The following is a 7,026-nucleotide window of genomic DNA, read 5'->3' as shown; positions in this document are numbered from 1 at the left end:
GATCGGCTTGCCCGTCAAAAAATGCACCCATCCCAGGCACAGTAAACCAACCAAATACGTCTATTCCTCGGCCATCTTCAGTAGAAATCAGATACCCCGAAGTAAAAATAACCAACAACAAACCGTACATTGCTCGATGAGCGAACTTAGCAGCAAGCTTCTCGAGCTTTGCCCCTTCAATCTCTGGCGATGTCGATAGTATCTTCCATATAAGACGTAAAGCGGTAAGCAGTACTAACAAAATTCCTGTCGATTTGTGCCAATGCGGTGCCAACCGATACCATTCGCTGTAATAGCTTAGATCAACCATCCAAATTCCAGCGGCAAACATGCCAATTACCGTAAGTGCTGACACCCAGTGAAAAAATCGGGCTGGTAGGTTGTATCCGTTTACATTACTACTCATTAATTGTTCCAGTCGTTTCGATAGTGAGAATGAGAATCTTATTTAATAACAATACGCACAATATTAGTTTGTTAATAGATTATTTACGAAATTTTACATACATAAAACCACACGTTACTGATTAACTTGTTCAAATATTTTGACCAAGATGCGTTGCCTAGCGTAATACTTATCATCAATGTCTAAAAATCGGACATTTTTTCCGACTCAAAGATATCATCGGCAATATCCATGACCTTTCGTTCAATTATGGCTTGAGCATCCTGTAGCCCTTTGTTGTAAAAGGCTGGGCCAAAGCGCTTACAGATATGATCAAACAGAAATTCAGCGTCAAATTGACCGAGTTCCAAATCACACTCGTTTTCTAAGTATCGTCGGAGATCTTCACTCATGGCGCTCTTTTGTTGATTGCTAAACTCTATTTCTGACATACATTGTCCTCTCACCTTTAAACAGACGCGATAACGGTAAAAACAGCACTTAAATACATAATAAAAAGCGCGGGGGATCATGAAGTTAAACAATTCTACACAGAACTAAATCATAGCTATGGTAACCTTTAGATACAATTAATTCTGGCCACCAATGTCTTGGGAGAACTTCAGGTGCTTTTAGATGTACTCATTCAGAGTGTTAATGAATTTCAAGCTGACTGCCTGAAATTATGTGAAAAACACTATCCAACAATCCACAATCAAGGGATGAGCCAACACCATCTTGGGTTAGCATTTTCACGTAGGCTGGCACGAACACTCAATGAATTTGGGCACCATTGTGACTACGGTTCGCTCGAATCGACTAAGAGTACTGACGCACCACACCACTATAGAGTGAGCTCAGATGTAGGGACAGTTTGGATTCTTACTCATCATATGGTCAGTGCGGGTAAGACATGCCGCCAAAAGCTCATGAAAGACATCGGTGAATGGCAGCAAGAATACGGATTCGCAATTCAACCCAACGATCTTTTGTTGTTGCTATCTGATCATTGGATCAGTCGTAGTAAACAAAGTCGAGAGTTGCTTCACTGGTGGACAGGTCAGCTTCCGGATGAAATCGACCAGTATAATGCTCAAGGAATCACGCTCTATGAAAGTGATTCCCAGCTAACATACCTTCTTGAGAGTCAATATAAGTTGAGCCCCTACTATATTAAGTTTTCTCACCCTCTCAAACATTCTAAAAACCAACAAATGGTCAGAAAGTACATTCAACTTTACGCAGTCATTCAATGGAACTGATCAAACCATCACGTTAGCCTGCGTCATTATTCTTTCATTTACTCCGACTACACTGAACGTTACATTCCTCTAATCAAACATCCAGTGAAAACACTGAAACGATATCAATATGAAAGATACGCTGTTCTTTGTAACCTTTCCTATCGAAGAGTACTCAAACAGAGTAACTACGGATTTTCACCCAAAGGCCAGCGGATCATCAATAATCGATTGGGCCAAACCTTTATACGAGTGCTTTGGCACCAAGACAATGAAGAAGTCATTATCGTCATTAAAGGCTCTCACAACTTGTGGGATTGGCTACTCACAAGTTCAATATGGTTTAAATCCTGTCACTGCTTTGGCTTGCCGTATTCTATTCACGCAGGGTTTCATTACCTTTTGTCTCAAGAAAGCCGCCCAAAATACAACCACGACTCCTTGGGACTCTCTGTTTTTGACCGACTATTTCTGATCATTAAACCGTTAATCCAACAAGGAAAGCGGGTATCAATAACCGGGCATTCTTCGGGGGGCGCGATTGGTTGTGTCATTGGAGACGCAATCGAAAAGAGGTTTCCTAAGTCCATTAAGCGTATTGTTACTTTTGGCCAGCCAGCGATTGGAGGTCATGATTTTTCGCATAATTATGCACTTCAACACAAAACTTATCGAGTCTGTTGCGATCTCGATATTGTGACCTTTCTGCCTCCAGTACCTTACTTTTATCAACACGTTGGTAAACAACTTTGGTTATATAATGGCAAGATATATGAGAACACGCCGACCCTATTACGCTTGGGACGGTCTATCACTTCCTGGGTACTGAGGCCTTTTACTTATCACCTAATGAGTAAATACATTCGTAATAAAGATTATTTTGACGAACGTTGAAAAATTTGAGTTCTGTCTGAATTTTTATATATTAAACGATAGAATTTGAGTCACGCTCTCATTTGTTCACTAAACCAGTGTATCTATCGCGTTCAATAATTATTATGCGATTACTCAATGAGTACATTCTCAGTAACTTTATAAAGGCTCTATGATTTTAACGACGAAAGCACAGTTTCTTCCTTTAATCTCCACGAATGAGAATGGTGAGTATGTGGCTCAATATTCTTGCTGGAGCTTAACCAGTGTTTTCCAACCGATCTTCGGTCGTAACAATCGCTTGGTCGGTGTCGAAGCTTTGATTCGCATCAATAACGACAAAGGGCAAGCGGTTCGGCCCGATCTGTTTTTCGGCTCAGATACTATTTCGACTAAAGATAAGATTAATGTCGATAAGTTGAGTCGAGTCATTCATATACGCAATTTTTCCATTTCTAAATATAAAGACTCATCGTTATTTTTAAATATTCTACCTAATGTCAGTGAGTACTTTGCTCTTGCCGACATTGAACATTGTCTCTTATCCAAACGGCTGAATGAGCTGGGCATTGATCGCTCTCAAATAGTGATGGAAATTATTGAGATTAATGCAAACAATGAGCTTTTATTCGTTGAAGCGATCAAAAAGCTCTCTTCTGCTGGATACCGTATTGCGATTGATGACTTTGGTGCATGTGCTTCCACTTCAGAAAGGGTGACTGATGTACATCCTGATATCGTTAAAATCGATAGAGAGTTATTATTAGCGTATATGGATGGTGACGCCAAGCGCCTTGATGAAGGGATTGCTCTAGCGCGCTCTATTGGCGCTGAGGTTATCATTGAAGGCATTGAAACCTACGAGCAGTTAGAAGCGATGACAAAACTTGATTTGGATATGTTTCAAGGCTTTTACCTAGCAACCCCCAAGCCGATTCGTACCAGCGTAAAGCATGTCATTTAATATACGCTTTTAGACCAAACAATTTCTATTGCTCGGCCTACTTTTCTCGATATCCATTCAAACTGCATTACTAACCAGATACACCGCATTACATCTTATCAATTACCCTGCCTATATCCTGAAATATCACCCGATCGTTCAAGATACAACACAGTCGCCGCGGTTCTAGAGGGTACTTTTAATTTTTTCAGTAAACTTTTCATGTGCACTTTAACTGTGGACTCTGAAATGAATAAACGATCCGCAATTTGTTTGTTTCTAAAACCTTTCGCTACTTCTTGCAGGATTTGTTTCTCTCTCGCGGTAAGTTGAGAGAAGATGTCTTCTTCGGAATTGCGGCTAGAAAGATACCTTACCACTTCATCACTGTAGGCTTTCTGGCCTGTCGAAGCTTGCTTTAACAAAGCGATCAACTCGTCAGGCTCTGTGTCTTTTAATAGATACCCATCGGCCCCTGCATTGATTATTGCTTCAATGTCAGAGCCATTATCCGAAACGGTTAAAATCACGATGACCGCTGTCGAACCGTCGGCTCTCAACGCTTTCAACGTATCTAATCCAGACATCCCTTTCATGTTCAAATCAAGTAAAATAAGATCGGGGTCAATTTCATGAGCTTTAGCGATAGCATCAGCGCCATTACTTGCTTCTGCGATGACATCGAACTCATCGTCAAAGCTCAGTAATTGACTGATTCCCCGACGCATTAACGGGTGATCATCCACCAGCATGACTTTACAATTTGTCAAAATTTATACCCTTAAGATCGTTGATAGGTAAGAACAACGGCACACCCTTTCGGGCGAATAGATCTGACTTCTAAATGACCATTAAGGCGAGAAGCCCGCTCATGCATAATGGCCATTCCATAATGATTTAATTTTTCGATATCTTTGTCGTAGCCAATCCCATCATCAGTAATAGATACCGTCACTGTGTTGTCTTGTTCTATACACTCCACGTCAATTTTGGTCGCGTGCGCATGCTTAATAGAATTTAGCGTCGCTTCACGTATCAATTGGATCAGATGCACTTGCTGATTAGCTTCTAGCTCAATCGTTGATAATTGGTTATCAAGATGAATCTTTGCGTCTGTTTGCTCACCAAGTTGAACCAACATTTCTTGTAAAGCAAGACCGAAGCTGCCTTCGTTGAGCGTCAACCGAAATGTCGTTAAAAGCTCTCTAAGCTGAGTATACGCCTCAGAAACCCCTGAGTGTAACTCACTGATCACTGCGTTTATTTTGTCAGTATGTGGGTTAGGATCTTGCTTAGCGAGTACTTTCTTCAATAGTGTGACCTGAATTTTGAGGTAAGACAGGGATTGAGCTAAAGAATCATGGAGTTCTCGAGCAATTGTCGCGCGCTCTTCCATAATAAGCAGCTGCTCAGATTGCTGCTGAGCCTGATTATAATAAATGGCTCGAGACAAGATATGTACGAAGTTATCAATTAAAGCTTGATCGGGACAAGGTAACTCACTTTGCCAATAAAAAGTGCCTAAATGAACACCATCTAACTGCAATGATTTTTGTTTACTGTCAGAACAGCTGATGTGTCCTACTTCCAACACATCATTTCTTTCACCGGGTTGGCTGATTTCTAATCTAACGCCCTTTATGCCCTCAACATTTGAGATTTGAAACAGTATCGCCTCAAAATTGTCATGGGTAATTCTTGAAGCGGTCAATTCTTGCGAAGATTTATACAATACTTCGAGCGACAAGTTGGCATGCTGCAATTTATGCGTTTTCTCGTTAACCGCCTTTTCTAACCCCTTATAAAGACTATCTAGATCAATCGCCATCTGGTTAAACGCGCGATTCAAAATACCCATTTCATTTGTTCTAGAACCATCAAGTAACACGTTAAAAGTGCGATTTTTTATCTGTTCACTTGCGCTGACTAATGAATGCAGTGGTCGAACAATTTCCTTGCGTACATATCGAACCACAAACACACTCACGAGAAAGATCGAGCTTAAGCCAAGCCCACCAACCCAAGCCAAAATAATCAGTTTACGCTCTGAGAATGTTTGTAATTTAAAGACAAAGTCATCAATTTGCGACACAAACTGTTCAAGCGCAATTGCATATTCTTTTTGATCATCACTGTTAAGAATGGTTTTTAGCTGGTGCCAACGGGAAATTAACCGATAGTAATCTTGGGTGATGTCGTCGGGCACATAAAATTTCTGCAACTGCTTCATCGACGAAGAATAAATAGAGCGCTCAAACTGATCGATGTGCGCTGAAAATTCATCAGAATCCGTTTCTATATCGTAACCTAATCGATAACTTTGCATTCTCATTGAACCCGCTACGTTGATCGCTTCAGCATCATTGATACTCGACGCTAAAGTAACAATCGCTAAATTGGTTGTCACTAACGATAAAAGAACAATCAACAACATGGACTTTGCGATTGTTTTTGTGACTGAATGCTTAACCCTTTTCGGCAAACCGGCTTCCTTTTGTCGTTAAAATGCTCAACCCTACTCTACCTGATTTGCTCACTGGTATAAATATGTGACCTAACGCCATGGGTTATATTGATCTAAAACATAAAAGCCCTCCAATTAACCCCTTATAGGTATTTATTCAACAGCCTCAAAAACTACAATTTATGTATAGATAAATACTGTTTGTTAACAGCAATAATGAACTACCTTTTCATAGGTGTTTGTAAATTTTAAGGCGTCAAGTGGTTAACCTTTCAAGAAGACGATTATTTTCCAGAGCATCAAGTGATGATGATTCACTTCGACTCCCCTGGTTAACCAGTGTCGATAGTTTTATTCAAGACTGTACACGCTGCGGCAAATGCGTTGAGGCATGTGAAAACAAGATCATTGAAAAAGGCGATGGTGGCTTCCCTACTGTCAATTTTTCTATCGATGAATGTACGTTTTGCTATCAATGTGCTGAAACCTGTCCTGAGCCCCTATTTGAACGTCAAGAGAGTACACCGTGGTTGGCCCAAATAACCATTAATAACCAATGTTTAGCGTACAACAACGTTGAATGCAGAAGTTGCAGTGATGTGTGTGACGCTATGGTCATAAAATTCAAACCAGAATTAGGAAAAGTAGCACAGCCCCAATTAAACCTTGATGAGTGTACCGGGTGTGGTGCCTGTGTGTCAGTTTGCCCAACCTCGGCCATCAAAGTAAGCAATGTCAAAAATAATGAGAGATAACTATGACATTAATTAAGGCACTAAATGAAGTGCACATTTCAAGTTTAGTGGTTCACGTTGCCCCTGTGCATATAGAAACCATTAAAACTCAGATCGCTGAGTTCAAGAACGCTGAAATTTATGGAGACAGCGCGGAAGGAAAAATTATCGTGGTTTTAGAAACTGAAAACCAAGGATTTGTAACAGATACCATCGACGCAATTAACAACTTACCAAACGTTCTGGGCACAGCATTGGTATATCACCAAATAGAACAAGACCTAGACGATATGGATATGGACACCGGAACTAACCATTCCCACACTGAGGGTGAAGTATGAAAATGACAAGACGCGCGTTTGTGAAGGCAAACGCAGCAGCATCAG

Annotated in this window: 9 protein-coding genes; 5 read left to right on the top strand and 4 right to left on the bottom strand. The window is 40.6% G+C overall.

What is annotated here, in order from left to right:
• On the bottom strand, positions 1 to 406 hold a 406-nt coding region (locus ACP45E_RS18270), incomplete at its 3' end, for a cytochrome b (RefSeq protein WP_069585388.1).
• A 182-nt stretch (positions 407 to 588) separates the two neighbouring features.
• Complete coding sequence (locus ACP45E_RS18265) at positions 589 to 837, bottom strand: DUF2164 domain-containing protein (protein WP_017033665.1); 249 nt, start codon at positions 835 to 837, stop codon at positions 589 to 591.
• 174 nt (positions 838 to 1,011) lie between these two features.
• Here ACP45E_RS18265 and ACP45E_RS18260 point away from each other — a divergent pair, with 174 nt between their 5' ends.
• The 3 genes from ACP45E_RS18260 (at position 1,012) to ACP45E_RS18250 (ending at position 3,463) form a co-directional block, all read left to right on the top strand.
• Positions 1,012 to 1,647 (top strand): hypothetical protein, encoded by a 636-nt coding sequence (locus tag ACP45E_RS18260; RefSeq protein WP_017038168.1) that lies wholly within the window; start codon positions 1,012 to 1,014, stop codon positions 1,645 to 1,647.
• Positions 1,648 to 1,731: 84 nt separating this feature from the next.
• Positions 1,732 to 2,520 carry a lipase family protein gene (locus tag ACP45E_RS18255; RefSeq protein WP_026026644.1) on the top strand — a complete coding sequence of 263 codons (789 nt, stop codon included), beginning with the start codon at positions 1,732 to 1,734 and terminating at the stop codon, positions 2,518 to 2,520.
• 151 nt (positions 2,521 to 2,671) lie between these two features.
• Complete coding sequence (locus ACP45E_RS18250) at positions 2,672 to 3,463, top strand: EAL domain-containing protein (RefSeq protein ID WP_017038170.1); 792 nt, start codon at positions 2,672 to 2,674, stop codon at positions 3,461 to 3,463.
• Between the two features lie 98 nt (positions 3,464 to 3,561).
• Here ACP45E_RS18250 and ACP45E_RS18245 read toward each other — a convergent pair whose 3' ends face one another.
• Both ACP45E_RS18245 and narQ read right to left on the bottom strand, forming a co-directional pair.
• Positions 3,562 to 4,212, bottom strand: a complete 651-nt coding sequence (locus ACP45E_RS18245; RefSeq protein WP_026026645.1) for a response regulator — start codon at positions 4,210 to 4,212, stop codon at positions 3,562 to 3,564.
• Positions 4,213 to 4,223: 11 nt separating this feature from the next.
• Entirely contained in the window at positions 4,224 to 5,924 is a 1,701-nt protein-coding gene (gene narQ, locus ACP45E_RS18240) for a nitrate/nitrite two-component system sensor histidine kinase NarQ (protein ID WP_017033670.1), read from the bottom strand.
• 242 nt (positions 5,925 to 6,166) lie between these two features.
• Between narQ and napF the strand changes: the two genes are divergently transcribed.
• Together napF and ACP45E_RS18230 are read left to right on the top strand one after the other, a co-directional pair.
• The gene (gene napF / locus ACP45E_RS18235) at positions 6,167 to 6,661 is read left to right on the top strand and encodes a ferredoxin-type protein NapF (protein ID WP_017033671.1); all 495 of its coding nucleotides are present in this window, start codon (positions 6,167 to 6,169) and stop codon (positions 6,659 to 6,661) included.
• 2 nt (positions 6,662 to 6,663) lie between these two features.
• Complete coding sequence (locus ACP45E_RS18230; protein ID WP_017033672.1) at positions 6,664 to 6,981, top strand: chaperone NapD; 318 nt, start codon at positions 6,664 to 6,666, stop codon at positions 6,979 to 6,981.
• The last annotated feature ends 45 nt before the right edge of the window (positions 6,982 to 7,026 follow it).

It is taken from the genome of Vibrio genomosp. F10 str. 9ZD137 (genome assembly GCF_049974785.1).
GTDB lineage: Bacteria > Pseudomonadota > Gammaproteobacteria > Enterobacterales > Vibrionaceae > Vibrio.
The sequence above is the reverse complement of the archived record's forward strand: the minus strand, read 5'-3'. Positions and strand labels throughout refer to the sequence as shown.

What these genes read in the sequence shown, in the direction of transcription:
- ACP45E_RS18265 (WP_017033665.1), bottom strand. Translation starts at nt 837, where the DNA reads ATGTCAGAAATAGAGTTTAGCAATCAACAAAAGAGCGCCATGAGTGAA.
- ACP45E_RS18250 (WP_017038170.1), top strand. Translation starts at nt 2,672, where the DNA reads ATGATTTTAACGACGAAAGCACAGTTTCTTCCTTTAATCTCCACGAAT.
- ACP45E_RS18230 (WP_017033672.1), top strand. Translation starts at nt 6,664, where the DNA reads ATGACATTAATTAAGGCACTAAATGAAGTGCACATTTCAAGTTTAGTG.